A 25,802-nucleotide genomic window follows, 5' to 3' on the forward strand; every position below is an offset into this window, starting at 1 on the left:
CTTGACGCGCGCGTTCAATGTTTTGGTCGTAACCTAGTCCCATGATCGTTTCGTTGCTGATTACCGTGGAGGGCTCCAAGCCTGAAATGTCGCGGTTGATTAATGTGGACGACTCGACTGATCTAGGGGAACTTTCGAATGTCATCGAGGCCGCCTTTGGTTTTTCGGGTATGGCCACACATATGTATATGGACGCCACGGGCCCAACCCGCCACGTCTACGCTCCGACACCCAGTGCCGGCGAGCTGAACGAGCGCACCGTTAGTGTCGCAGAGATCGGCCGCACCACCTACGTGTACGATTCCGCCGCGAACTGGAATATGGCGATTGAGCCACTGGGACATTCCGAAATTGATGGGCCTACCCCATTGCTTGTCGACGCCCAAGGCCCCGACGTGGTCGAAGCCTGCGGTGGCCCCACCATGATGACCCGCTTCCACCACGAAGCCCGCCGCCTCACCGCCGGACTGGTGCCGGACATGGAGGTCGCCCCCCTGCTACTTAGCTTCCTGCCGGTCATGAGCCCCGAGCGCATCCTCCAGCGCCTGACCCACGCCGATCACATCACGATCTCCGAGCGCATCGCCTACATCGCCGAGGAGATGCAGATCGACGCCGCCTCACGTGTGCCAGATGACCCCCGCGCCCCATTGCTTGCCGACGAGTTCGATCGCTTCCTCGAAAGCCGTCCCGACCTGCAGCAAATCCTCTCCTTGGACCCAAATCCAGAGCACAACCCGACACTAGTCGCTGCCATCGCAGAGTTCTTCTCAGAGAACCTCATCGAGGACGATGGCCCGGATCCGATGGAGCATAACATCACCGTGCTGCTGGACTACGCCGCCGAGGGCCTGTCCCTGACCGAGAGCGGCCAACTTCGCCCCCACGACGTGCGCTTGATCGCCGACGAGATGGGCATCGCGATGGACCCTGCGAACAGCACTGAGCAACCCCGCGAGTCCGCCGTGGGTCCGTTGCATGCACTGCGCCGGGTGTTAACCTCGGCCGGATTGATCCAGGAGCAGGCACAACAGGTCCGCCTCTCCCCTTTGGGCCAAGTGCTTGTCGACGACTCCCCCGCCCTCGTATCCCACTTGGCCAATGAACTGCCCCGAGCTTTCGACGATGCCGAATGGCCGCGGGTCTTGATCTGGCTCGCCGGCACGACTGGCACGCGAACCCCTTGTTCGTCGCTGATGACGCTGGAAAATCCCGAGCACGCCACCGATGTATTTGTGGGGCTTGGCGTTTTGCAGCCGACCAACGGGCATGCCATGACAGGCGCTGGCCAGCGGTTTTTGGCGCAGCTGCTAGAGCGTCACGCTGACGAGGTATAACCCGATCGCACCGAGCGTGGTCATCGCAATGGTCATGGCAAGCACCGCGTTGACGTTGGGCGGAACCACTTCTTCAGCGAGTCCCTGGGCTTCTCGGGCATACCGCTTTCGCTGGGTCACAGTGATAACAAGGGAGAGCACGGCAAGCAGCCCGATCGCACCGAACACGACCCCGGGATAGTGCCCTGACCAGCGCAGGAGGGTAGCCGAACACACAAGCATGGCCAGCGCCGTGCGTTGCCAGGAGAGACTCGTGCGTTCCGGCTGTAGACCAGGGTCGGAGACGGGGATCGTCACAGAAGGCTGCCGATCATGACTAACGAACCGCCGACGATTCCCACTCCGAGTATGGGTGCGATCGCTGGAACCGGCAGGGGCCTTCCATGGCGAAGCGCGCGTTCAACACGTACCCAGCGAACCGCGGAGCCGAGGGCCACGAACATGCCCAAGATGATGATGATCAACGCGGCGGTGTGGCGCAAAGCCGGCTCGATGGACGGAATCTCGAAGGCTTCGAGCGCGATGCCACCGGCGAGAAAGGCCAGCGACGTGCGCGTCCAAGCGAGGAAGGTGCGTTCGTTCGCCAGGGTGAAGCGCGGGTCGGGTTCGTCGCCGTCGGGGAAGAACGCTCGGGCGAGCGGGCTTCTATGATCACTCATGGTGCTCAAGTTTAGCCCTGATCTGGCGCTGTGCTGGGTCGGGTGGTCGTCGTTAAGCAAAAAGTGCGTAGACAAACGGCGCGATGGTGGCTGTGGCAGCGACGATGATCAGCCAGATGAAGGCTTTGGGGTTGTGCAGGCGGGTCGCGGCGAGGCCACCGATGAGGGCACCGAGGGTATTAAAGATGAGATCGTCGATGTCTGAATAGCCCACGGCCAGCGCGTACTGGGCGATTTCGATCGCAAGGCTCGCGACGAAACCCGTGGTGGCCGCGGTGAAAAGTGGGCGACGGGGCGAGGCAAGCGTGACGGCTAGGAAGCCGACCGGGATGAAGAGAGCGGTGTTGCCGATGACGTTGAGCAGCGGCGCCCACCACACGATGGGATCGATGAATTCCTGCAGGGGATAGGGTCGCAGCTCGCGGTGCTGATAGGATTCGGCACGCCATACGCCGGGGAGGGAGACATGCGCTTTGAGCATGGTGAAGCAGAGGATCGCCACCGCGGTGAGTGCGGTGGCGATGCGGGGCAGTCTCTGCGATTGCTGCGATTCCATCACTTCAATCACTCTAGTCACATTGCCTGGGCAAGTTCTGAAAGGTCGCTGGCCTGCGGTTGGATCTACGCAAATTCACCTATCGTGGAGTTATGACTTCCACCCTGTTAGTTACCGAAAACGGTCCAACCATCACCCCAACGACCGACGAGTTCGCAGGCGAGGGCAACACGCTTATCGACCTCTCGCACTCCTCGGTCAACTTCAAAGACGGAATGGCATTGGCCGGCGATCGCGGAGTTGTCCGCTCGCTGCCACTGGTGCCCGGCATTGACGCCGTCGGCCTTGTCGTCGAATCACCAACGCTCTTACCTGGCACTTTGGTCACCGTCAACGGCCACGGAATCGGGGAGCGTCGCCATGGTGGGTACACCCCACAAATGCGTATCGACGACTCCATGATCACCCCGGTACCCGAACGCTTCGATGCGTGGACCGCGGCTGCCATTGGCACCGCTGGTTTTACCGCAGCGCTGTCCGTCCTCGGCCTGGGCGCCGTCGAAGGCGACGTCCTGGTCACCGGGCCGACCGGGGGAGTAGGCTCCATCGCCGTGCAGCTGCTTGCCGCGAAAGGCTACCGCGTGGTCGCTGCCACTGGGCGTGTCGACGAGCACGGCGACTACCTGCGCGAACTCGGCGCCGCTGACGTCATCGACCGAGCCGAACTCGCCGAACCTGGTCGCCCGCTACAAAAAGCGCGGTTCGGCGGCGTCGTGGACACTGTTGGCTCCGTTCCGCTGGCGAACGCGTTGGCGCAGGTCAGCTGGGGCGGCACAGTGACGGCGTGTGGCATGGCTGCGGGTGCCGACCTGCCAGCCAGCGTCCTCCCATTCATCCTGCGCGGTGTGAACCTAGTCGGCATCAACTCCGTCGATGCACCATACGAACTGCGCTCGGACGCTTGGGCGTTGCTCTCCGATTCCCTCGATCTGGACGCCCTACGCAGTCTGACCACCACCGTTGACCTCGAAGGCGCCATCAAGGTGGGCGAGAGTTTGCTAGCCGGTACGCACAAGGGTCGCACCGTGGTAGAACTCTAATTCATGACCACTGAACGCGACGACATGCTGGCCATGTCGCCCCTCGACCAGCTCGCCGCTGGCTTCCCTCGCCTGGCTCCCCTGATCGCCGCTGCATCCCTGGACTCCTATGCCGTAGTGCCGGAGCCCTCACGATCCGCCGCCGTTGAGCAGCTTTCCTCGGTGTTAGGCCCGGTGCTGAATGGAGTTGCGTCGCAAGGCATGCTTATCGACGACCCCGCCTCCCACCCAGCCATGTGGACCTTCGTTCGCGATTTCGCCGAGGCCATTCCATCACTGGTTGAGTTGCTTCACTCTACTGGCTTGATGGAATTACAGGGCTCTGAACTGATACTGACTTCTTCAGGCGAGTCCGCGCGACGGAATCCTGCCGAGCTGTTTGATGTAATCTGCTCCGCGATGCCGTTGACCTTCAACAGCACCGAGCACATGGAAGCCACCATCGAATCGCTGTGCGCGCTGGTTGGCACGTCGCAGGCCGCGACCCTATTGGGCACCAGCACAGCCCAGTTCGACGAGGCCTACCGCTCGTTGATTCTCGACACCACCGATGCCGCCCCCACCCACGCCACTCAGCTGAACCGTGACGTACGCGACCTCCTTGGTTTAGTGCAGCACAACGCGTTTGTGCCAGGCGCGACCTCACTTACGTCGGTGGGAAAGACCATCGTCGGTCACGCACTGTCGCAGTTCTAGGATGTGGCGGTCCTGGGCGTGCTGGGTGTGCTTGGCGTCCTGGGCTTTCCGTCATTCCACCGCAAACTGACCTTTGCAAAACGGCCTTTACCGAGTGGCCCACTTTGCTCCACTTGGTAAAGGTCAGTCTGTAAAGGTCAGTTTGCGGCCGGTGGGCGACAGGGGCCAGCGGCGGAGGGGCCAGCGGCGGAGGGGCGCAGCGGCGCAGCGGCGCAGCGGCCGGGGCCACTAGGCAGCGGCCGTGCGGAGTGGCCAGCGACAGCCAGCCCAACACAGTCTCATAATGGAAAACTTGTCAATTATTGTTTACGCTCGCGTGAGTGAACATTGATGACGTAGATCCACTCATCCAGAACATCTACCACTCCCTTGAACTTATTGGCGTCTTCTTGGCGGCGATCGTTGGCGGAACGGTTGCTAGGAGGTACAACCTCGACATCATCGGCTTCTTCATCATGGCCCTAGTTTCGTCGCTAGGTGGTGGCATGCTCCGCGACATGCTGATTGGCCAAGGCACTGTCGCTGCGATGAGAAGCCAGGAGTATCTGCTGTTGGCGCTGGCTGGGGCGCTGATTGCGTGGCTCACGCTGTTGCGCGGCTGGCTGTGGGACCTCACCAGCTTCCACATGGACATGGTGGTCTTAGGAGTCTGGGCGGTCACCGGCACGACCAAGGCGCTGAATTATGGACTCCCATGGATCTCGTGTGTGTTCATGGGGGTGCTCACTGCGTTGGGTGGCGGCATGCTGCGAGACATTTGCATTGGCAAGATTCCGGCGCTGTTTACGTCTCAGCAGATGTACGTGATTCCGGCGACGATCGCGTCGGTGGCTATGATCGCCTTCTTCGAAGCTGACCGAGAGCCGGTTGGCATGGTGTTGTCCCCGATCTTGGCGTTTGTTTTGGCGATGCTGTCGTATTGGATGGGCTGGTACATTCCGGCGCGCCAGGATTTCGCGCCGCTAAACTCCATTGGCAGCCAGCTGCGCCAGGCGCTAAGCCCTGTGGAGGAGGCCGGTAGAGAGGTTGCTCGCGAGGTGGAGCCGAAGTGGCTGCGCAAGTGGCGACACAAGCAGATGGAGAAGTCCGCCGCAGAGTCGCAGGAAGATGCCCAAGAGGACGTGGCCGACGAGACCCTCACGGAGAAGCAGGTCCGAGAGGAAGTCAGCGACGACACCAGCAGGGAAGAGTTCCTCGATGCGCCGTACAAGGCATACATGGATGCCCCGGATCAACGAAACAATCGCGAGACCTTGAAGCTCAGACGCGGGCGAGCATAAGGAAAAGCGCCCTCCACACGGAGGGCGCTTTCTGCTTTTACTTGACCACCAGGTTGACCATGCGGCCTGGGACAACGATCGTCTTGACGATGTTCTTGCCGGTGGTCAGCTCGACCACTTTGTCGTCGGCAAGCGCGATCTTTTCGATCTCTTCCTTCGACGCATCGGTTGGCACGTTGATACGCGCCTTGACCTTGCCGTTGATTTGGACGGGGACCTCGATGGAGTCGTCGACAAGCCACTTCTCGTCGTAATCAGGGAATGGCTCGAAGGTGATGGTGTCTTCGCCGCCGAGACGGAACCAAAGTTCCTCGGCGATATGCGGCGCGAGAGGGGAGACCATCTGCACCAGCGGCACGACGGCGCCAACTGGGACCGGACCAGGGTAGGTCTTGGTCAGGTAGTTGACGTATTCGATGAGCTTTGCGACGACCGTGTTATCCCGGAGGTGCTCGTAATCGTCGCGCACACCCGCGATGGTGCGGTGGAGCTGCTTGTTGTCCTCATCGGTGAGTGGCTCATCGGAGGCGAGGACCTCGCTGGTGTCTTCGTCGATGACAAGGCGCCACAGACGCTGCAGGAAGCGGTGCGCGCCGACAACGTCCTTGGTTGCCCATGGGCGGGAGGTGTCCAGCGGGCCCATCGACATCTCGTAGACGCGCAGGGTGTCGGCGCCGAATTCGTCGCTGATCTCGTCAGGGGAGACGGAGTTCTTCAGGGACTTGCCCATCTTGCCGTACTCTTGGTTGACCTCTTCGCCCTGGTAGAAGAACTTGCCGTCCTTCTCCTCGATTTCGGCTGCCGGGACGTAAACGCCGCGGGAGTCGGTGTAGGCGTAAGCCTGGATGTAGCCCTGGTTAAACAGGCGACGGTACGGCTCCTTGGAGGTCACATGACCCAAGTCGTAGAGCACCTTGTGCCAGAAGCGGGTGTACAGCAGGTGCAACACTGCGTGCTCCACGCCGCCAACGTAGAGATCCACGCCACCAGGGTCATTCTCGGACTGCGGGCCGGTCCAGTAACGCTCGTTCTCGATATTGCAGAACTCGTCGTTGTTGGTTGGGTCGATGTAGCGCAGCTGGTACCAAGATGAACCCGCCCACTGTGGCATGACGTTGGTGTCGCGGGTGTACTCGCGCGGGCCATCGCCAAGGTCAAGGGTGACGTTCACCCAATCAGTTGCCTTTGCCAATGGTGGGGAAGGCTCAGAATCAATGTCATCGGGATCGAAGGACACAGGCTTGTAGTCCTCAACCTCTGGTAGGACAACCGGCAGCATGTCTTCTGGCAGTGGGTGAGCGTTGCCGTCCTCGTCATAAACAATTGGGAACGGCTCGCCCCAGTAGCGCTGGCGGGCAAAGAGCCAATCGCGCAGCTTGTACTGAATGCGGGCAACACCCTTGTTGTGCGCAACGAGCCACTCAATGGTGGCCTCGATGCCGTCCTGCTTGTTCAGGCCGTTGATGTCCAGGCCCTTGTCGTTTGCGGAGTTGATGTGCGGGCCGTCCTCGGTAAAGGCCGCTTCGTCGATGTTGCCGCCTTCGAGCACCGGCACGATGGGCAGGCCGAAGACGGTGGCGAACTCGTAGTCGCGCTCGTCGTGAGCAGGCACCGACATAATCGCGCCCGTGCCGTAGCCGGTGAGCACGTAGTCCGCGATGAATACAGGGACTTCCTCGCCGGAGACTGGGTTAGTGGCGTAAGTGCCCAGGAAGACGCCGGTCTTTTCCTTGTTTTCCTGGCGCTCCAGGTCGGACTTCGCAGCGATGTCACGCTTGTACGCGGCGACCGCCTCGGCTGGGGTCTGCGCGCCGTAGGTCCAGCGGTCGTCGGTGTCGGCAGGGAACTGGTCCGCAGTGAGCTCATCGACGAGCTCATGTTCCGGAGCCAGAACCACATAGGTTGCGCCGAAGAGGGTATCGGGGCGGGTAGTGAACACGGTGATAGCTCGTTCCTCGCTATCACGAGAAACAGCGGAAAAGATGACCTCAGCACCACGGGAGCGACCGATCCAGTTACGCTGCATTGCCTTGACCTTGTCTGGCCAATCCAGCAGGTCTAGATCGTCGAGAAGGCGATCGGAGTAAGCGGTAATGCGCATCATCCACTGGCGCAGGCGCTTGCGGAAGACAGGGAAGTTGCCGCGCTCGGAGCGACCATCGGCGGTGACTTCCTCGTTCGCAAGCACCGTGCCCAGGCCAGGACACCAGTTGACCATGGACTCGGAGAGGTAGACGAGGCGGTATTCGTCGACTGCTTTGCGCTGCTCCTCAGGGGTAAGGGTGGCGTAGTCGCGGCCGTCTTTGGTCTTGCGGTTGCCTGCTTCGAGATCGCTAATCAGCTCGGCGATTGGGCGAGCCTTTTGCTGCTCTTCGTCGAACCAGGAATTGAAGATCTGTAGGAAGATCCACTGGGTCCACTTGTAAAACTCCGGATCGGTGGTGTCGACGGAGCGACGCATATCGTGGCCCAGGCCGAGGGATCCCAGCTGACGACGCATATTTTCGATATTCTTCATCGTCGTCTCGCGCGGGTGCGTGCCCGTTTGGATCGCGTACTGCTCGGCTGGCAAGCCGAATGCGTCATACCCCAGCGTGTGCAGGACATTCTTGCCGAGCATGCGGTTGTAGCGCGCGTAAACATCCGTGGCGATATAGCCCAGCGGGTGGCCCACGTGCAGGCCAGCGCCCGACGGATACGGGAACATGTCCTGGACGTTGAGCTTTTCCTTCGGCAGTTCGCCATCAGTGGCAAGATCGCCGACCGGGTTCGGGGCGTTAAATGTACCCTCGTCCGCCCAGTACTTCTGCCACTTGTTCTCGATGATATTTGCAAGCTCCGCCGTGTAACGGTAAGCAGGTCCCTCTTGCGCGTTAGTCATGGTTAAACAGTGTAGTAGGGAGGTTGCGGGGGTGCGCTTTGTGGTGGGGTGGGTTTGGATGTTTGAGGTGATTGGATGCTTAGCGACGAGGATCCCTACGACTGCAGTGCGAAATACCAAAGATGACTACACGTTAACGCCATTTCAGTTTAAACGGCGGAGCCACCAGTTCTACGCATATCTGTCCGTGATCTATTACTGACACAATCTACTTATCGATGCTCTCGCTCATTCGTGAGTAGCTTGCAAATAGGATTTCCTGCCGTTGTCGCTCAGTTGTGAGTTTGTTCGTCGCGCCCATCGCTATATCAACATCTCGGTCAAAGTCATCGTGGGCCTTCAAAAGCACTGGGGCCATGGCTAATGGGTTGTAGTGGTCCGCAAGCGGGCGTTCGGGGTGAAGCGCGCGGGCTTCGAGTACTTTTTACCTACATCGATGATCTTCTGCCCTATGAGGTCACCAAGTTCGAGTACGGGAAGAAGGACACAGAAGAAGCCGTCCTCGAATGGCTAAAGAAGCACAGTGATCGAATTCCTAGTCTGATGGTTCGGCTCCTAAAGGAAGAACCGTTCTACGAATTCCGGCTCAAACAAACTGTCGCCAGGCTCAATGAATCGGCCTGAGTTTTGTGGAGACTACGGGTAAAAGCCTTACTGGGCTTTTCGTGCGGTGTTGATGTCCTCGTAGTCCTGCTCGTATTCGATCGGGGGAACGTCACCGATCGACGAGTGCAGACGCTGGTGATTGTACCAGTAGACCCACGAGGCCGTTTCCGTTTCGACCTCCCGGGCATCCCTCCATGTGCGTGCGGGATCGACGTCGATGAGCTCAGTCTTGTACAGCCCGATCGTCGACTCCATCATCGCGTTGTCCAGAGCATCACCGACCGAGCCGATCGAGCCCTGGAGTCCGGCGTCTGCCAGCGCGTCGGTGAACGCCAGCGAGGTGTATTGCGCCCCAGCGTCCGAATGGTGAACGATGCCGGTGGCGGTGAAATCCATGCGGGTGCGTTTGCGGCTGAACAACGCGTGTTCCAGGGCTATGAGCACCATCCTGGTGTCCATGACGGTGGTGACCACCCAGCCGAGGACCTGCCGCGAGTAGGCGTCGACGATGAAGGCGACGTAACAAAAGCCCTCCCTGGTCCAGGCGTAGGTGAAGTCCGCGATCCACCACTGATCCGGATGCCAGGGGTAGGTCCACCGACGGTCCACCAGGTCTGGGTGCCGGCGGTGCGCAGGATTGGCCACGGTCGTCTTCTTGCGGTGCATCCCGCGGGACACACCACGAATACCGGTGATCTTCATCAGTCGTTCCACCTGGTCACGACCAATAAGCATGCCGTCACGGATGGCTGCTTTCCAGAGCTTGCGCCGGCCATAGACCTTGCGGTTGTCCTCCCACAGTCGGTAGATGCGGTGGGCGGCGTACGCTTCGTCGAGTTCGGCTCCGGTGGGGCCGAAGCCGCGGGACTGGTGGGCGTAGAAGGTGCTCGGGGCAATCGCGATGCCGTGGGCAGTCAAGGTCTCGCAGATTGGCCAGACCCCGAAGCGGTTCCGGTAGGTGCGGATGAAATCCACGACTACCGAAGTTTGCGGTCGAGCTCCGCCTGGGCGAAAAAAGCTGACGCCGTCTTGAGGATGTCATTGGCTCGTCGCAGTTTGGCGACTTCCTTGGCCTGCTCCTCGTAGGCGGCGTGGAGCTGCTCGTAGGACAGGGAGCCGGGCTGGGGTGCTTGTTCCTGTTGTTCTTGTTTTCGGACCCAGTTGCGCAGGGTGGATTCCTTTACGCCGAGTAGTTCGCCGATTTCTCGGCGGGCGGCTGCTTTGGAGATGTCGCCGTCTTCGAGACGTTCGAAGTACATGCGTACCGCGCGTTGTTGGGTGGCGGTGTCGTACTTGCTGGGTCGTGCCATGCTGATCGTCCTCCTAGGGTAAAATCTAGTCTCCGACCAACCCAGGCCGCCTCAGTTGCGCTCGTTAGCCATTAGGACCCTTTTGATGGTCAAGCTCCCTACTCACGATTGCATGCTGGGTGGAATGCTCGCCCAGATATTGATCGAAAACAACCTGGATTGACTGCCAAGACTCGCGTTCAGAAGTTCTATCTTCAGCTGTTGGGTCACGGGGTCTCATCAGCCCCACGGCGCTCCCGTTACCCCGATTCGTCCGATCCGTGGCATAGTAGTCATCAGTCGCGGTTTTAATGCACAGTGTTTATACGCTCGCAGGAAATGTTAACGCGAGCCCCGGTTGAAAAAGCTTGAAGCACACTGTTGCAGAGGTTTTTGAAAGTCGTGGAGTTCAAACGACTCGCAGCGTTAGTGAATCATGCTTTCGCTCGTAGCATCACCTCAAGAAAAATAGGTATTAATATGGCACAGGGAACTGTGAAATGGTTCAACGGCGACAAGGGCTTCGGCTTCATCGCTCCTAGCGATGGCTCTGAAGATCTCTTCGTTCACTTCTCGGAAATCCAGGGTGGCGGCTACCGCAACCTGGAAGAAGGCCAGCAGGTCGAATTTGAGGTTGGCGAAGGCGCCAAGGGCCCACAGGCACAGCAGGTTCGCGCTATCTAAGCCGCACCTCAAGCCTCTAAAAGACCGTTACACCAAGTGGTGTGACGGTCTTTTGCTTTGCGACGACCCCCTGGTCCCCCAGCACTCGAAAAGTATATTGCATTTCCATTTTGATTCATTGCACTGCAATATACATTGCAATATACTTTCCCCATGCGCATTGACGACATACCTGAACTGGTGGAACTGCTCATCGAAGCTCGCACAGATACCTGGAATGTTGAAGCCAAGGATGCCCGCAGAGGGCTACCGGATACCACCGACGAGACGCTAAGCGCGTTCGCCAACATGCCCGAGGGCGGGATCATCGTTTTTGGCTTGGCAGAAGTCGATGGAGAGTTTCAGCTGGTTGGGGTGTCGGATGCCAAGGTGATCGCCGCAGGAGTGGCGGCGAAAGCTCGCGAGAGAATCCACCCGCCAGTTCAGCTTGGCGCTGTAGACATTGCGTCAATAGGCGGCAAGGAAATCGTCGCTTGCGTAGTGCCCCCGCAACCATCAGACCTGCGGCCGTTTCGAGTGGGAATTCACGGCCCTGCATTTACGCGTTCTGGCGATGGCGATTACAAGCTCAGCGAACAAGAAGAACTGTATCTTGTGAGCCAGCGCGCACAGCCGATCCATGATCGTGCCCCCGTAGAAGGTGCCTCTGTGCAAAGGGACTTGGTTCCGGAACTCCTCGATCAGTACCTGGAAGCACAACTAAATGAATCGCATCGGCTTCGTTCGATGGATCGAGAAGAACTTTTGATTCGCACCAACGTTATTGACCACGAAACTGGTTTTCCTACCGTCGCCGCTATCTATGCGATGGGGATTCATCCGCAACAGTTTCTGCCGCACCTAACGGTGAAGGCCCACGCTCGTCCCGATGCGGGGCAATCCTCTGCGCTACGCCTTACAGATAAGACCGAGTTCTCGGGTCCGGTTCCTGACCTCTTGGACGCAGTCACTGATTGGGTCCACAAACACCTGATGCACGGGATCGCTTTTCATCAAGGTCATGGCTTTAATGCACCGGAGCTGCCGGCTGTAGCGGTTCGTGAGGTCGTCGCAAATGCGCTGGTGCATCGCGACTTGTCACCCGCAAGTTTCGGGAGCTTCCCTATGGTGGTGAAGTTGCCCGCGAAGCTAATTGTCGAAAATCCCGGAGGATTGTGGGGTTTGACTGAACAAGAGCTCGGGAAGACAAGTCCTCGCGCGCGAAACGCAATCCTCTATCGAATGTGTTCTGCCATCACCACGCCTAGTGGCAGACGCGTCATTGAGGGACACGCTACCGGCATTCCTGAGGTAAGGCGCGTTTTGCGGGAAGCTTTCTTGCCTGAACCATTCTTCAAAGACGAGGTGATTAAGTTCCGCGCACTCTTGTCGTCTTCTACGATGCTCGACACCGACGCTCTTTCCTGGATCAGCAGTCTTCCTGGTGGCGAGCACTTTACGGTCGCCCAAAAACACGCGTTGATCGCGATGAAGAAGGGCAATGAAATCACAAACGCTGCATATCGCTCAGAGTTCCCCATGGATTCGGTCCAAGCACGCGACGAGCTACAGCAGCTCGTCCACTTCGGTCTCGTCCGGAAAACCGGCGCAGGGCGTAGCACCGCGTATGAGTTGCAGACAGATCCAGTTCAACCTTCATTCGCTTTTGATACGCTCCCTACTCCCAATAGGTCGCCTGCAGACATCGTCTTAACAGCTCTCCGCAGCAGGGCAACCCCCGTCAGCAGGAAGCAGCTGATTGCAGACACAGGGCTTACCGACGCCCAAACCTACCGCGTCCTAAGGCACTTGGAAGACCAGGGGAGCGTTGCTACGGACAAGGACCCTGCAGACGGAAGAATCGTGCGCTATTTCCTGGCATCGAACACAGCGGGGGAATGACCCTGGGCTAAGCCCGCCAGTCGAACCAGGACGTCAGCGTTGGGGCGTACTCATCCCAAACAGCGCGGTCAGCTTCGAAGAATGTGGCATTGTTCGGGGAGGAGCACCTCATCTCGCGGACGGAGATATCGCAGGTCAGGTTGCCGGAATCCATGGGTATCGCGACGATTTTCGGGCTAGTGATCTCATGCTCCCCTGCCTGCAAATATCAATGCACTGGCCGCGATCGTCGCTACTTTACGACAAATGGGCCCGAACCCCGGAAAGTGGACACTGGGCTTTAATCAAGATGCGTTATTGAGTGTTGCTGCTTCAGCGGTCTCGAAGGCATTCGGACAGCGATAACCACCCCACGAGAGCAAGCGCCTTGTGGTGGACCTTCTAGACCAGCGGAACACGTCTCGGCGACACTCGAAAACAAGCCCGTCTTGACGGAATTCCCATTTCAGCACGGCGTTAAACAACTCCGCCAGCGCGTTATCTGCGCTTGTGCCGATTACTCCCATTGATCGGGTAACACCGAGGCGTTAACACAGTCTCCGGTACCGATCAGAGGTATAGACACTGCCGTAATCCGAATGGAAAATCGCCCCGTCGACCCCACCTTGGCCCCTGTGGGCCATCATGAGTGCCTTGCCAACCAACTCCGTGCGCATATGCTCTGCGATTGCAAAACCAGTCATCTGCCGCGAGAAACAGTCGATGACCGTAGCCGGGTATATATTCGACCCGTCCGCAATCAGTAGGTAGGTGATGTCGCCGACGTAGCCCGTGTTCGGTTTCTCCGCGGTGAAACGGCGTTTGAACAGGTCCGGAAACCTCCCAGCTCGTTTCGCGGACCCGGTGGGTGGTCTTTAAGCGGCGTTTGTTGGTGTAGCCGAACAAAGCCAACTGGTGCATCAGCCTGGCTGTGTGCGTGTGATTGAGGCGCTTGTCGCTGGTCGGATCCGAGTTGATGGCCACTGTGATTATTGCTCCCCATACCCCGTTCTCAATAACGCATCGTCTGCGGGCAAGAGCAGCTGATTTCCACTTGCAATAGGAGGAACGATTGATCGTGAGGACCTCACCTAACTGCTTGACCTCGTAGAGGCCTTGGTGGTCATCAACGAACTGAAAGCGGTTCACCAGCTCGTCTCTTCCGCGAACTACTGAGCCGCATTGCACAGTTTCTCTCGCTCTTCCCGTAGCTTGGCATTCTCGCGTTCCAGCATGCGGATACGCTCGGCATCGGAGAGCCCTTCAGCAGGCGTGCGTTCACTTTCCGTCGCGGCAACGGGGCTGGCGACTTTTCCGTCCATCGTCAGTCGGTGAAAAATACTAGGAACCCAAGTCACTTGCAACACGAGCCAAGTGTTGGAGGTTACGATGTAGGACAGCTTAGGTATACGTTGAGGTATCTAGTCTTGGATAGGTGGAAAGGGCAAAGTGCGTGGAAGAGCGGTCTGAACGGTGGAATGCTGTCTCCCCTAGCCAATTCGACCACGAAAAACGTGGCCTGAAAGCCTTGGCGCGAGCCGTACCGGATGCAGAACCATACAGGGTGTGGACCAATTTCCAGTTCACTGGCAACGACGGCCAGGATTATGAGGTTGACGCGCTGGTCATCGGTCGCGCAGGGATCTATGTTGTGGAGTTGAAAGACTGGTCTGGTGTGATTACGGGCAATGATCACCAGCTGGAGGTCCATCCGCGCACTGGCCTCCCGTACTCGCAGCGCCATCCGGTGAAGACGACGCAGTCGAAGGCACGTGTCCTAGTCTCCCGTTTCAAGAATGAGATTGCAGCTGTGGTCAAGGCTGCTAAAGAGGTGGGGATTGACGTTTCGCGCGTTGAGCAGCGCGTGCCGTGGATACAGGGTGTTGTGTTTCTGACGAATCCTCGGGTCAACGTTTCCGGAGTGTCAGACATTGGTCTACAGAACGTTTATGGTCTAGACACTGATTCTCACTCACCCATTCAGGATCCACGTCTTCAGGGCATCGGTTCGTGCATCACTACTGCACCAACTGATTCTCGCCGCGAGATTATTGAGGATCAGAGCAAGATCATCCTTGCGCAGGCAATGGACCGCATTGCCGGGTTCTCCCGCAAAAATAAGCATCTTGGTGACTGGGTCCTCGACGAGGTAGAGGACGAATACGATTCAGTCCGCTTCTACTCCGCTCACAGGCGTGACGACGACAACCTGAAGGCCCTCTTGCGCGTGATCACTCTCAACCCGGATACGCAAGAGGCTAGCTTCAAATATGAGTACAACCTGCAAAAACGTGAATTTCAACGTTTGCGTGAACTGCGTCATGACCGGATCGATTCGCCCGATAACTTTTTCAACCAGGGGAACATGATTGTGATGGTGTTCCCCCGTGGCACCGGCCAGTTTGAGCCGTTAGATCGGCTTTTGCCCGGTGTGAGTTTTACGGCCGAGCAGCAAGTACAGTTGATTCAGCAAATTGCGGAGGCAGTAGATTACGCGCATCAGAATAATCTGAGCCACCGGAACTTGGGGCCTAATTCGGTACTGGTAGATCGGAAAGCGTTGGCCGAGGGCCGCGTGGTCTCGCGTGTGACAGGGTGGACGGCCGCCGGCCAGATCGAGCGGGAGGGCACCCAGACTGCGGGGTTGACTATTACACCGCATCGGTCCCAGCTTGTCGACGATATGTATGACATGTTCTTCCCGCCGGAGTATTACCCGGAGGGCAGTGACAAGCGGTTAGGGGATTTGTTCTCTATCGGAGCTTTGGCATACTTCATCATTGCCAACGGCACGATGCCGGCTCACAACCGCCTCGCACTCATTGAGAAACTGCGCATCACCGGTGGTTTAGATTTAGGAGAGACCGGCAGTGAGGTCGAACCAGAGTTCCGCCACTTGGTCCGGGGAATTACGGCCGCGCAGCCCTCGCAGCGTGCAAAGGCGGTGCGTAAACCTAACTCTGCCCATGATGAGCCGAACCCGGTGCGCGCGTTCATTCAGCGTTTGCAGGAAGTCACGGATGAGCGAGTTTCAGACGTGGCCGATCCTGCCAACCCTGCCCTGAATGCAAAGATAAATGACAGATTTCGGGTGGATGAGGTTCTGGGAGCCGGTTCCACAGCTCGTGGACTCCTGGTTACTGACCTGCAGGACATTGACGCTGACCAGCGGGTTCTCAAGGTTGCTCTTGATGAAGACAAACATGGGCGCCTGGACGGGGAGGCGGCCACCATCCAGGAGATCCATGAGAAGCTTCCTAAATCAGTCAATCCGCAACGCTTTGTCCAGCTCATTGAGGGTCCACTGAAATTGCAGCATGGCCGCTACGGTTTGTTGCTGAGCGTGTGCGGCAGCCGTACGCTTGCCGACGTTCTCGGGTCGTCCATGCCGATGGGGCAGCAGTTTTGGATGCTCGGTCTCCAACTGGTGGAGATCCTCGTTGCGCTAGAGGAAACGGGTGTCTTCCACCGGGATATTAAGCCATCTAATCTGGGTGTCGTTGGAAAACCTAGTGAGATGCGTCTGTCCCTTTTTGATTTCTCTTTGTCTAAGGATCCGCTTACAGCTATTGAGGCCGGTACAGCTCAGTACCGGGACCCTTTTTGGGCGCGCAGCGGCCTCGGTTTGATAGCTATGCGGAGCGCTACGCCGTCACGGTGGTGTTGTACCAGTTGGCTACGCGTGAATTCCCTGTGTACTCGGACGATGACACTTTGCCAGCTCTGACCGACGGCCAAATTTTGCTCGCCGATACCGCGTTCCAAGACTTGTTCCCGGGCAGGCCTAACCAAGCGAAGGCATTGGGCGAGTTCTTTCGGAAGAACCTCGCCAAAGATAAGGCCACAAGAGCGGATTCTGCGAAGCAGCTCTTGGCGGATCTCCGTGCAGTTCAGAAGCTCGAAGAACGAACCACAACAAGCCCTCAGAAGCCATCCACGTCGTCGGTTCCTTCCGAGCCCACGGTCATCCCTACACCGGATAACCAGGCACCGATTACTGGGCTGGCTCACCTGGTCGACGAGTTGCGCGCGCACGCAGGAAAGAAAGACAGCTCCCAGCGTAAGTTTGTCTCCCGCGTCCTTGGCGTGGTGGACAGTGCCCCTGCGGATCCGTTCGCGCCCAATGCGCAGTATGCTAAATCACTAAACGTCACCCCTGGCAGAATCCCGCAGATCACCCAGGAGATCCCACAGCTGTGGGCATCCACCAACGAACTCGCAACCGTGTATGAGCAGGTTCGCGAGACACTTAAGGATGAGATTAAGGGCAATGGTGGCATCGCTACGCCAGCTGAGCTTGCCCCGGCAGTCAGCAAGCTTTTCCCAGACGATGTAGCCGACCATCAGACCCGTACCCTTCTCGGTGTTATCCGCCTAGTTCAACTCTCTCTGGAGAAGGAACAGGATCCGGGCCAGCAGCGTCAGTTTGTCTCGCTACGCCGCGGTATTACACAGACGCTTATCGCGCTGGCCAATCCTCCCGGTTTTGGCACCCTGCACCATGACTTGGCCCACTCTGTGAAGCACGCACTCGCGCAGGCACCCAGTGGCATTATCCCAGCCTCGCAGCTAACAAACCTGCTCACTAAAGCCACGGCATCCTCTCTACACATCCAGCCCAGTGCCATCCCGTTCAAGCTGAGCATGCTTCCAGAGCTGGCCACCACCGCGCTGAATAAGGTGGCCCTTACACCTACTGGCGATGTGTACGCCACGGATATGACAGCCGCCCAGCTTGTAGCCGCCGTATTCCCGCGCACGGCCGAGCGCATCAGCCGTAAGGACCTGAAGGATCTGATCAACACTCGCTTCCCGCAGGCGGAGCTCACGGAACTACCCAAGCACCCTGAGCTGGACACCCTAGTCCAGACCCAGAGCCCGCTGATGGTTTACGACGGACAGCGTTCCGAATACATCTTGCCAAAGCAAGACACTGTTACATATGTTGAGACGCGCGTGCCTACCTCTGCAACGTTGGCGCAAATCCAGGCGGAGGGTTACAGCGATCTTATTGCGATGCTGAAAGCGACCATCCCGGAGCGCCAGTTCCGTTTTGTGGCTACCAACCTCCACTCCACCAGCGCAATCGTTGAGGAACTCGTAAAGGAGTTCGATGTCCCACACGTTGATGTCACACGCGCTGTGTTCAATAAGTTGGACCAGGTGGCGTCGAGTGAACAGGAGCTGATTAACGTGCTTGCCGCTGACACTCCGCAGCATGCGCAACAGATGCATGCGATCTTGCGCCAGTGGTCCCAGGAAGTTCTCGATGAGGCACTAGACACGACTGCCCCGGCTGTCATTCTCACTGATATTTCCATTCTTGTGTCTTACGGCAACCAGGATCTCTTGGAGCGCTATATGGATATCACTGCCAACCACAACAGGTCGGCGATCTGGGTGGTTATCCCGGAGGAGGCGCATTCCTCGGCCCATGGCCTGGAGATTGAGGGCCACAGTATTTCTTTGTCCAGCACCAATCAGTTAGTGAAAGCATAGGTAGCCATGGTTGTTGCAGCATCCGATCTCACCACTCATCTCAAGCCGGTCGTCGCCACGCTTGTCGACGACATGCGCACCACGCTCCACGCTTCTGCCGAGGACATGGCCATGTTCCGCGGCGACTTCGCCAAGGCTCAGAAGGCCGAGCGCGTTGGCGTGTCCTTTGAGGACTGGGAGGATGAGCAACTAACCCATGCCGCTGTGGGCTGGGTAGTTACTTCGGTGTTTGTTCGTTTCATTGAGGACAATGAGCTTTTCGGCCCTGGTCGGGTGTTCCTGTCTGGCTACACCGATGAGTTGCGCGACGCCGCTCGTTTCTACGAGCAGCAGCTTTACCGCGCCCACCCGGAGTTGTCCTATCGCGGTTATCTGGAGGCGTGCTTCGCGGAGCTTGGCAAGGTGGATGCCACAGCTGGGCTTGTTGACGAGCACGCCGCCTACCGCATCTACGCGCCCAGCGAGGACGGCACCAAGGTGCTTGTTGAGTTTTGGCGTACAGTAGGTGCACAAGGCAAGGTCATTTCGCTTAACGACGAACACTTGGACACCCGTTACCTCGGCGATCTCTACGAGAACCTGTCGGAGTTTGCGCGCAAGAAATATGCACTGCGCCAAACCCCGGAATTTGTCGAAGAGTTCATCCTGGACCGTACCCTGACCCCCGCGTTGCAGGACCGCCCCCTTGAGGGCTTTAAGCTCATCGACCCCACCTGTGGCTCCGGCCACTTCCTAATCGGTGCTTTCAAGCGACTCTTTCAGGCGTGGCGTGATCTAGAACCGGCGGGTGAACGTCGCGTCCACGCCAAGAAGGCGATGCGCGCCATCCACGGTGTGGACATCAACCCGTTCGCCGTGGCGATCACCAAGTTCCGCCTTGTGGTTCAGTATATTCAGGCCCTCCAAGAGACCTACATCCCAGAGAAAATGGACATCCCGTTCACCATCTTGACGGGTGATTCGTTGCTGTTTGGCTCTGACGATGGTGGCAACTTCCCCCTCGACGGCGATTCTGGTGCGTTGGGTATTGCTCCATTCGCCTACTCCACTGAGGATCCTGCGGCTCTAAACGAGATACTGCGCTCCGAAAAATACGACGTAGTCATCGGCAACCCGCCGTACATCACGCCAAAGGACCCTAAACAGAACCAACGCATCCGCAGCCGCTACAAGCAATATTGCAAAGGCACTTATGCACTGACCGTGCCGTTTATGGTGAAGTTTTTCCGCCTAGCCAAAGGCGAGGACGCAAGTAGCGCCCTGGGTTGGGTCGGCCAAATTACGTCTAACTCGTTTATGCAGCGTGAGTTCGGAAAACCACTCATGGAACGTTTCTTCGACGAGGTCGAGCTCCGTGAAATCATTGATTCCTCAGGTGCATATATCCCAGGCCATGGGACCCCGACAGTGATTTTGGTTGGGCGCAATATCAAACAGACTACCGAAACCATCCGCGGTGTTCTCGGCATCGAAGGCGAACCAGGCGTTCCCGAAGACTCTGAGCAGGGGCAGGTGTGGCAATCCATTGTGCAGGCGATCGATAAGCCTGGGTTTGAAAACCGTTTCCTCTCCGTGAAGGATCTGCCTTCCTCCTTCGCTCTGCAACACCCGTGGAGCCTTGAAGGTGGCGCTGCACCCGAACTCTCGCACTCTATCGATGTTGCACGAAAGTCAGAGATTGGAGACCTGACTAACGAGATCGGCAGGACGGTTTCCAGTGGTGCCGATGCTTATTTTTATCGACCGCGCTTCTCTTTTAAAACGAGTAGGTTGGACCAGCACATTCCGTTGGTAATTGGCCAAGGTGTACGAGATTATAGGCTTCAATCCGACAGTTGCACCGTTTTTCCGTATGATCTTCGAACTGCGATGGATGTCGAACCTGATCCCAATCTCAAACAGGACCTTTGGACTTGGCGACCAGTGTTGCGTTCGCGAAGACTTTTTGGTCAAACCCCTGAAGAGCGGCGGATGCGCTGGATCGATCTCGCGGAGTTCTATAGGAAACGGTTCGTAACGAATCTGGGAATCGCATTCGCCTTCGTGGCCACACACAACCATTTCGTTCTCGATCGTGGCGGAAAGGTGTTTAAACAGTCGGCACCGGTGATCAAGTTGCCCGAGCATGCGACGGAGGACGACCACCTAGAGCTGCTTGGGGTGCTGAATTCGTCGGTGGCTGCGTTCTGGTTGAAACAAAACAGCCATGGAAAAGGAATCGGCGGTGTAAATCAGGAGTCTCGTCATGAGCTTTTTGACGAATTCTTCGAGTTCACGGGAACCACGCTGAAGCGGTTCCCCCTGCCTGATGGCAACGTGACCGAGCGTGCACGGCGCATCGATACGCTGGCACAGGAGTTAGACTCCTGGGAGCCTGATAACCTGTTCCAGAAGGAGGCCCCAGCGCAGGAGCTGATCAATAAGGCGCATGAGGAGTACACACGGATCCGTCATCTCATGATCGCTGAACAGGAAGAACTCGACTGGGCTGTCTACCACCTCTACGGCCTCACCGAAGAAAACCTGGCAATGCCAGTCGGTAACGTAGATGGGATCGCGCTGGGCCAGCGGGCCTTTGAGATCCGGCTCGCTCGCAACATCGAAGCAAGCGATGGGGAAAAAGAGACTGCGTGGTTTGAGCGCCATCACTCGGCACCCATCACAGAGGTGCCTCGCAGTTGGGACGAGGGGTATCAGGAGGTCGTCGTCAAGCGTCTGGAACTTATGGAAAGCGACAAGTTTATCGACCTGCTGGAACGCCCCGAATACAAACGCCGCTGGGCATCAGATACCTGGGACGAGAAAGTCACCGCAGCGCTGCGTGACTGGCTCCTGGACAAATTGGAAACCCCAGCACTGTGGTTCCGTACCGACGGAATGCCGCGCCCACGCACCATCGGTGAGCTTGCCGGGCAAGTGGAAGGGCGAGTGGACTTCCAAGGATTCGTGGACGTGCTGCGCCTGTGGCACAGCAAGCGCGACGCAACCACGCTGCAGATGCTCACCGACCTGCTGAAAGGCCAAGCGGTTCCCTACCTGAAGGAGCACCGTTACAAAAAGGGTGGCCTGCGCAAGCGTGCTGCATGGGAGCGCACCTGGCAGCAACAACGCGAAGAAGACGCAGGCACCCGCGCAAGCGAGGACGTGGAGGTACCGCCGAACTACAGATCGGCAGACATGTATCCGGACGTATGGGCGCACCGCGGCAAACTGGACGTGCCCAAGGAGAGGTTTATTGCGTACCCGGGCACCTCACCTGCTGATGACCCGACGCTCATGATCGGCTGGGCAGGCTGGAACCACCTCCAACAAGGCCTAGCAATCTACCTGCTGTTTGATGACCGGTTGGAAGAAGACGCTCCAGTTGAGGTACTGGGAGGCATCCTGAACGGGCTGCAGCAGGAACTACCCTGGATCATGCAATGGCATAATGACATCGATCCGGATATGGGCGAGCGCATGGGTGACTACCTGACCAAACTGCTCCACGGTGGTGCGGACAGGTGCGGCATCGCTGTGGAAGATCTGCACCAATACGTGCCAGACCAGAAGACCCGCCGACGCGCGACAAAGAAGAAGGAGAAGGAGAAGTAACGATGGCTTTCACGCTTCCCGGCAGCAACTCCGCGCCCAAGTTCGAAGAAGTCTTCACTATTCCCGAAACGCAAGGCGACACCTTCGTTCTCAAGTTGTCCCAATCCGTCGCACCGGAACGGATCCAGCAGACTCTGGACACGTACGTGGTCACAGATTCCATCGCAGCCAACTTGAAGCAGGCACTCGGGTATGTGCGCAACGCGCTGGACACCGGCAACAACCAGGGCACCTACCTGGACGGCTCCTTCGGCTCTGGTAAGTCCCACTTCATGGCAGTCCTGTACGCCATCCTGGCCAATTACCCAGAGGCACGGGCCGTCCGGGAACTGCAAGACCTCATCGTGAGCAACGAGGACCTTGTAAAGAAGAACTACCTTCAGCTCACGTTCCACTTTTTGGGGTCAACGACGATTGAGGGCACCGTCTTCGGGTCCTACATCAAACAGATGGAAAAGTTTCACCCCGGTGTGGCGCTACCTGCTTTGCATTCCGATGCCGAGCTGTTCCGTGACGCACAGAACCTGCGGGAGACAATGGGGGATGCGGCGTTCTTTGCAGCGCTGAACCGGGATGACTCTAGTGTATCGGTTGGGGATGATGCAGGGGCCACGGGTGGCTTTGACATTGGGAGCTTCGCTAATCGAGTAACCGGGGGAGCTGTTGGTGGCGCAGGGAAATGGGATGCTGTTTCCTTCGAGGCTGCTGTGCGTACTGATGACCTTGCGAAACGCCAAGAACTCTCGACCGCCTTGAGTGCTACGTTGTTCACCTCTCACTCGAGTGGCTCCAACTGGGTTCCTCTGGCTGAGGGCTTGAAGCGGATCACAGACCACGCGGCTGGTTTGGGCTATGACGCGGTTGTGTTGTACCTCGATGAGCTGATCCTGTGGCTGATGTTTATGACGCCATCATCCGAACAATTCTTGGATGAATCGCAGAAGCTTACGCTGTTCGTGGAAAGCGAGGCCGGAAAGCTTCAGATCCCACTAGTTTCATTTATTGCCCGCCAGAAAAACCTGGCTGCGTGGGCTGCAACGACTGAGGCCGCAGGTTCCGATCAGTCCATGCGCAAGCAAGCGTTCGCCCACCAAGAAGGTCGATTCAACAAGATTCACCTGGGCAACAGTAACCTCCCAGAAATCGCCCACAAGCGACTCTTAGAACCCAAGAACGCACTGGCAGAACAGCAACTCGATACTGCCTTTTCTGACTTGCAATTGAAGCCAGACGTGATCCAGGTGTTGCTCAACGGAGAGAACCTCGGTGTTGAAGAATCTGCCTCCACAATGGAGCAGTTCAAGCTGACCTACCCGTTCTCACCAGCGCTCGTCGATACGCTTATCAACCTGTCCTCCGTAATGCAGCGTGAGAGAACGGCGCTCAAGGTTATGGAAAACCTGCTCATCGCCAAGCGCAGCACAGGAACAATCGGCAACGTGATTCCCGTGGGAGATGCTTTCAACTTCCTTGTCACGGGTTCAGACAGTACAAACGACTCCGCTTCCCAGCGTTTCGCCGAGGGCCGTGAGTTTTGGAACACGCGCATGCGGCCAACCATCCTGGCCAACCACAACTTAGACCCGAAGACAACGGACGAGGAGTTAGATCGCTCCACGTTGGCTGATATCCGATTGGGTAAGACCCTGGTGCTTTCCGCCCTAGCACCCCAAGTGGCGTCTCTGAAAAACCTCACCGCGCGCCGGCTAGCCAACCTGAATCATGGCACGATGGCCACGCTATTCGAGTCTGACACTGTAGGCCAAGTCCTGCAAACAGTGCAGCGTTGGGCCACCGACCTGCCAGAAATCCAGGTGGAGAAGGGTTCCAACGACCCTCAGATTAGCCTGGTCCTCAACGACGTGCCGTGGAAGGAAGTACTGGACTCAGCGCGCTCCCACGACACCCCGGCAAAGCGCAAGGAGCGCATCCGTACTGACTTGATGGAGGCATTCGGCGTAAGCGGTACCAGCCAGGGCATGGACCAAGCCTATCTGCGTCCGTTTACCTGGCGGGGTACATCCCGGAACGTCGAAGTCATCTTCGGCAACGTGCGTGACCCCAAGGACATGCCGGACGATTCCTTCCGGCCCAGTGGTTATGACGCTTTGCGCATCGTGGTGGATTATCCGTTCGATCAGGAGGGCCACACCGTTGCCGAAGACCACCGCCGAATCGATGCCCTCATTGCTGACGGCAGCCGTGACCGCTTCACCGTAGCCTGGTTGCCACAGTTCTTTGACAGCCAGCAGATGCGCAAACTCGGTGACTTGGTCATTGCAGAATACGTGACTACTCCGACCGGCCTTAGAGACAACACTCAGCGTATTCCCCAAGATCAGGTCCAAGCAGTGGAATCTACCCTGAAGGATTACAAACATAATCTCTCCGAAGAGTTGGGCAGGCAGATCCGTGTCGCCTACGGGGTTAGTGCTGGAGCGGACTTCGGGGTGGATCAAGAGCCAGTGAAGAGCCTCGACCCCGCCATAACGGTGAGCAAGCCGATTGGTTCCGATATGCACGAGGCCGTGAACCGACTTATAGAGAAGGCCTTCGAACAGCGCTACCCGGACCACCCGAAGTTCGATGTAAACACGGTGATCAGGACAAGTGACTTCAACAAAGTCTTGAACCTACTGCGCGAAGCCGTGATAAGCCCAGATGGTCGTGTGGAGATCCCACGTGAGGACCGGCGTATCGTCCGTGCCATCTTGAACCCACTGCATTTAGCCGATGTGTATGAGACACACGTGATCTTCACCGCGGATACAGCGCAAAGCGTGTTGTCGGACATCGACCAGGCACTGCGCACCGACGGGTTCAATGTTGACGGTGACCTGGGTGTCCAACCGATTCAAGAGGCCATCCGCAAACTAAGCCTGAACCGTGGCCTCACCAATGACGTGATTAATTTTTTCGTAGGCGCATGGGCTGCGCTGAAGAACCGGTCTTGGTACCAGTCTGACATCCAGATGCCGCACCCACCTTCAATCGGCGAGATTAAGAAGTCTGTGGAGCTGCGCCCGGTGAAGCTGCCGGATCAGCAGCAGTGGGACAACGCGCTAGAGATGTTTGCATTGCTCTCTGGAAAGGATCACCCGAAGCACCGTACGGGCGCTAACTTGGCCACCTTCCTGGAGAAGGTGAACGAGTTTGTCGAGGAGTATCGTGGTCCCATCCAAGGATTGGCGGTTGAACTGAACCAGCTTACTATCAAGATGCAGGCGGGTGGGTCGTCGAACCGTGTGGCCTTGAATGACAAACTCAATGACTTACTCTCTGCACTACACAACCAACGGCTCAACGCCCTGGGGATGGTAGAAGTGCTCGGCACAGTCAAAGAACAGGGAGAAAGCAACTGGGGCGCAACCCGCCAAGAAACAATGATGGCGCTGACCAGTGTGAGCGAAGTGCGTGAGCAGGTTGGCGAGTTGCTGCAGGGCATGTTAGCATCCCAATTCAGCATGCTGCTCGGAGCACGGGACAAGGATGAGACGGCACAGCAGATCATTGCGGCGCTGGCTCTCGGTGTTGGGCAGCATGAGATGGCTGTCCCAATTGCCACTACGGTGCGTAAGTTCAAAGCTGGACTGGACGAGTGGATCCGGGGACATGTGAATGCACGTCCAAATCCAGACCCGGTTGAAACTCCGCCGCCAGGCCCGGGGCCGAAGCAGGATTTCGTTGTGGAGGACTCAAACCGCCGTGTGTTCCCGTCTGAGGGTGCCACCGGCATCGACGATGCCCTGACTCAGGTCAAGAATGAATTAGGAAAGCGGACAGGAAAGTACCGCATCATTGTGGAGTGGCTGGGGGACTAA

At 57.8% G+C, this 25,802-nt stretch carries 18 protein-coding genes, 1 pseudogene and 1 other annotated feature; of the genes and pseudogenes, 10 read left to right on the forward strand and 9 right to left on the reverse strand.

Features of this window, described 5'->3' with window-relative positions; all coding sequences use genetic code 11:
- Positions 1-41 precede the first annotated feature (41 nt).
- Positions 42-1,337 (forward strand): IS1096 element passenger TnpR family protein, encoded by a 1,296-nt coding sequence (locus tag QP027_RS11170; protein WP_284824854.1) that lies wholly within the window; start codon positions 42-44, stop codon positions 1,335-1,337.
- On the opposite strand, the gene QP027_RS11175 is transcribed toward QP027_RS11170, so the two are convergent.
- Genes QP027_RS11175 through QP027_RS11185 form a run of 3 tightly spaced genes read right to left on the reverse strand, consistent with a single transcriptional unit; the run spans position 1,311 to position 2,552 of the window.
- Positions 1,311-1,634 (reverse strand): DUF202 domain-containing protein, encoded by a 324-nt coding sequence (locus QP027_RS11175; protein WP_284824856.1) that lies wholly within the window; start codon positions 1,632-1,634, stop codon positions 1,311-1,313. The two genes, QP027_RS11170 and QP027_RS11175, sit on opposite strands and share 27 nt — an antisense overlap.
- Positions 1,631-1,996: a YidH family protein gene (locus QP027_RS11180; RefSeq protein WP_284824858.1), complete on the reverse strand. Its 366-nt coding sequence runs from the start codon at positions 1,994-1,996 to the stop codon at positions 1,631-1,633. The genes QP027_RS11175 and QP027_RS11180 overlap by 4 nt, the downstream gene beginning before the upstream one ends.
- Before the next feature lie 52 nt (positions 1,997-2,048).
- Positions 2,049-2,552 (reverse strand): VanZ family protein, encoded by a 504-nt coding sequence (locus QP027_RS11185; RefSeq protein WP_284827041.1) that lies wholly within the window; start codon positions 2,550-2,552, stop codon positions 2,049-2,051.
- Positions 2,553-2,644: 92 nt separating this feature from the next.
- On the opposite strand from QP027_RS11185, the gene QP027_RS11190 reads away from it, so the two are divergent.
- The 3 genes from QP027_RS11190 (at position 2,645) to QP027_RS11200 (ending at position 5,568) form a co-directional block, all read left to right on the forward strand.
- Positions 2,645-3,592: an acrylyl-CoA reductase family protein gene (locus QP027_RS11190; protein WP_284824860.1), complete on the forward strand. Its 948-nt coding sequence runs from the start codon at positions 2,645-2,647 to the stop codon at positions 3,590-3,592.
- Between the two features lie 3 nt (positions 3,593-3,595).
- A complete protein-coding gene (locus QP027_RS11195; protein WP_284824861.1) occupies positions 3,596-4,288 on the forward strand; it encodes a hypothetical protein in 693 nt (230 codons plus the stop codon).
- Between the two features lie 320 nt (positions 4,289-4,608).
- Positions 4,609-5,568, forward strand: coding sequence for a trimeric intracellular cation channel family protein (locus QP027_RS11200; protein WP_284824864.1), 960 nt, complete (start codon positions 4,609-4,611; stop codon positions 5,566-5,568).
- Positions 5,569-5,605: 37 nt separating this feature from the next.
- Here QP027_RS11200 and leuS read toward each other — a convergent pair whose 3' ends face one another.
- The 3 genes and pseudogenes from leuS to QP027_RS11210 form a co-directional block, all read right to left on the reverse strand.
- Positions 5,606-8,449 (reverse strand): leucine--tRNA ligase, encoded by a 2,844-nt coding sequence (gene leuS / locus QP027_RS11205; RefSeq protein ID WP_284824866.1) that lies wholly within the window; start codon positions 8,447-8,449, stop codon positions 5,606-5,608.
- 208 nt (positions 8,450-8,657) lie between these two features.
- Positions 8,658-8,813, reverse strand: a pseudogene (locus QP027_RS12320) (type IIL restriction-modification enzyme MmeI); the annotation flags it as partial.
- A 287-nt stretch (positions 8,814-9,100) separates the two neighbouring features.
- Positions 9,101-10,365 (reverse strand): IS3 family transposase gene (locus tag QP027_RS11210; protein ID WP_284824868.1). Its coding sequence is split into 2 segments (ribosomal slippage): positions 9,101-10,074 and positions 10,074-10,365, totalling 1,266 coding nucleotides; the frame shifts between segments, so codons are not numbered across the junction.
- Positions 9,944-10,075, reverse strand: a sequence feature (AL1L pseudoknot). Its footprint overlaps the gene before it by 132 nt.
- A 459-nt stretch (positions 10,366-10,824) precedes the next feature.
- Between QP027_RS11210 and QP027_RS11215 the strand changes: the two genes are divergently transcribed.
- Both QP027_RS11215 and QP027_RS11220 read left to right on the forward strand, forming a co-directional pair.
- On the forward strand, positions 10,825-11,028 hold the full coding sequence (locus QP027_RS11215; protein ID WP_284824870.1) for a cold-shock protein: 204 nt from the start codon (positions 10,825-10,827) through the stop codon (positions 11,026-11,028).
- 153 nt (positions 11,029-11,181) lie between these two features.
- Positions 11,182-12,909, forward strand: coding sequence for an ATP-binding protein (locus tag QP027_RS11220; RefSeq protein WP_284824872.1), 1,728 nt, complete (start codon positions 11,182-11,184; stop codon positions 12,907-12,909).
- A gap of 7 nt (positions 12,910-12,916) precedes the next feature.
- On the opposite strand, the gene QP027_RS11225 is transcribed toward QP027_RS11220, so the two are convergent.
- The 3 genes from QP027_RS11225 to QP027_RS11230 all read right to left on the reverse strand — a co-directional run bounded on the left by QP027_RS11225 (position 12,917) and on the right by QP027_RS11230 (position 14,255).
- The gene (locus QP027_RS11225; protein WP_284824873.1) at positions 12,917-13,063 is read right to left on the reverse strand and encodes a hypothetical protein; all 147 of its coding nucleotides are present in this window, start codon (positions 13,061-13,063) and stop codon (positions 12,917-12,919) included.
- Positions 13,064-13,436: 373 nt separating this feature from the next.
- The gene (locus QP027_RS12370; protein WP_432418634.1) at positions 13,437-13,718 is read right to left on the reverse strand and encodes a DDE-type integrase/transposase/recombinase; all 282 of its coding nucleotides are present in this window, start codon (positions 13,716-13,718) and stop codon (positions 13,437-13,439) included.
- A 339-nt stretch (positions 13,719-14,057) separates the two neighbouring features.
- Positions 14,058-14,255, reverse strand: coding sequence for a hypothetical protein (locus tag QP027_RS11230; RefSeq protein WP_284824875.1), 198 nt, complete (start codon positions 14,253-14,255; stop codon positions 14,058-14,060).
- Positions 14,256-14,323: 68 nt separating this feature from the next.
- Between QP027_RS11230 and QP027_RS11235 the strand changes: the two genes are divergently transcribed.
- Genes QP027_RS11235 through QP027_RS11250 form a run of 4 tightly spaced genes read left to right on the forward strand, consistent with a single transcriptional unit; the run spans position 14,324 to position 25,802 of the window.
- The gene (locus tag QP027_RS11235; protein ID WP_284824876.1) at positions 14,324-16,615 is read left to right on the forward strand and encodes a protein kinase domain-containing protein; all 2,292 of its coding nucleotides are present in this window, start codon (positions 14,324-14,326) and stop codon (positions 16,613-16,615) included.
- Positions 16,561-18,387, forward strand: coding sequence for a hypothetical protein (locus QP027_RS11240; protein WP_284824878.1), 1,827 nt, complete (start codon positions 16,561-16,563; stop codon positions 18,385-18,387). Before QP027_RS11235 ends, QP027_RS11240 begins: the two co-directional genes overlap by 55 nt.
- Before the next feature lie 6 nt (positions 18,388-18,393).
- Entirely contained in the window at positions 18,394-21,981 is a 3,588-nt protein-coding gene (gene pglX, locus QP027_RS11245) for a BREX-2 system adenine-specific DNA-methyltransferase PglX (RefSeq protein WP_284824880.1), read from the forward strand.
- Positions 21,982-21,983: 2 nt separating this feature from the next.
- On the forward strand, positions 21,984-25,802 hold the full coding sequence (locus QP027_RS11250; protein WP_284824882.1) for a DUF6079 family protein: 3,819 nt from the start codon (positions 21,984-21,986) through the stop codon (positions 25,800-25,802).

This window comes from Corynebacterium breve (assembly GCF_030252165.1).
GTDB classification, from domain to species: Bacteria; Actinomycetota; Actinomycetes; order Mycobacteriales; family Mycobacteriaceae; genus Corynebacterium; species Corynebacterium breve.